The following is a 1764-nucleotide window of genomic DNA, read 5'->3' as shown; positions in this document are numbered from 1 at the left end:
GTTCTATTACGAGCTGAGTACTCGCCCAACAATACCGGCACCCCAAGCGCTCGAGCCTTGGTGGCTAGTCGCGAAAACATTGTCTTGAGATGCTCTTCCTCACCCCATGTTGAATTGCGGCTGAAATCCCACGGACTGTGATTATCTTGACCCCAATAGTGAAAGCAGCGTCCCCAAGATTCGTCCTCGGGCAGTCCCGTGAAGTTCCAGGGGTCGTAATAATGCACTTCTAGCGCCAGGCGATCCTGAGCGCTGTCCACCGGCAGTTCATTGAGCCATTTCTCTGTCTTTGCAAAGTCGGTAGTTGGGCCCGACAGTACCAAGGTGCGATACGCATTTCTGCCGCCGGTTGCTCGTACAGCGTCAATAAAGGTCTCATGGTAGCGCTTGAGCACCGACATTTGCTCGATTGAATCAACTTTCGGTTCATTCATGCCGGCAAAAAGGAGGCGTTGATCAAAGTGCCGCAGCTTGGTAGCTATCTGTTGCCAAAACGCCAGCAACTTAGGAATTACGTCGGCGGCCGCATCCTCCGTTACATAATCCTCAATCCAGCCTCCATCCCAATGGATGTTGATGACGACGTATAGATCATTGTCGAAGCAGTGTCCAACCACTTCCTCAACGCGCTGGAGCCATTCAGGTTCGATACGTGCCGTTTCCGGGTCGGCGTACTGACTCCATGAGATTGGTAAGCGCACGGCGTTGAAGCCCTGCTCTTTGATGAAGTGAATGAGTGAGGGGGTAATCCGAGGGTTTCCCCAGGATGTCTCTGACTTCTGGCCGACGCTCTCTAAACAATCGCCAATGCTAAATCCCAATTGAATTGACCGAATAATGTCTTCGGCGCTTCGCTCCATCCCATGGTATTGAACAGGCTCAGGGCATTGATTGTAGTTCGGGTATTTTTTGACTTCAAGTTTCACTATACGCTCCTGCCGGTCATATTTTCGACAGCAATGCTGATGTCATGAATGTTATTATCCCAATTGCCAAGTATTGGGGCCGCGCATCGCGCCCACGGCCCCCTCCGACAGGGCCCGGATCTGCGCAATGCCGCTATTGCCAGGTACGTCCGGTGCCAAATCAGCGAGTGTGTGACGCGCATTCCGTAACGTTTGAGTCATTAATTCCTGCACCGTTGCCGAATTGAAATCCGCGTCCAGCATCCTCGCTACCACTCCTATGCGGAACCAACTGTCGCGCTCAAGGTCTGGCAACGGTTGATTCTTGCGTCTAGCCTGGGCCGCAAGATATGTGGCCAGCGAGTCTGCGGCGCCGCGCAATATAGGTTTTATGGCTCGTCGCACAGCTATAGCCGACTTCACGAACTTTTCACGTTGATTGGCGTCCGCCAGTAGCGGCTGAATTGCGCAGTCCATCGCCTCCGGTGCATCATGCGGTGCTGCTCCATCGAGTATCAAGTTCAAGTTAGGCCGTTTGGGGTCAATGGCCAAGGGGCGCCACGGCTCTGTAGCGTCATGCGGAGCGAGTCGTTCACGGCCTCCGGCCACCCAAATGTCTCGCATCACTTGCAACCAAGMCGCCAACGTTGCTGAGGGGCAGGCCTGCGCCAAATCCTCGGTTAGGCCGGCAATTTTTGCCATTTCGACGGCCAGTCGCCGTTCATACTCTTTCCAATATAACTGGCTGATCTCGTTCAAGCGGATCACAGGCATGCCGCGCATTCCTGGAAGATACTTGTCAATCTGCTGACGCAATAGCCATAAGGTGTTCAGCGGACGCTGGCTCTCGATCCAAGGA

At 53.8% G+C, this 1764-nt stretch carries 2 protein-coding genes; both read right to left on the bottom strand.

The window, feature by feature from the left end; translation table 11 throughout:
• Nucleotides 1-926: glycoside hydrolase family 5 protein (locus AC1DU6_RS29930; RefSeq protein WP_477861669.1), on the bottom strand; the 926-nt coding region annotated here is incomplete at its 3' end.
• A 54-nt stretch (nt 927-980) separates the two neighbouring features.
• Nucleotides 981-1764, bottom strand: a 784-nt coding sequence (locus AC1DU6_RS29925) for a hypothetical protein (RefSeq protein WP_477861667.1), incomplete at its 5' end; no start/stop codon positions are given.

It is taken from the genome of Roseateles sp. P5_B10 (genome assembly GCF_056400485.1).
The sequence above is the reverse complement of the archived record's forward strand: the minus strand, read 5'-3'. Positions and strand labels throughout refer to the sequence as shown.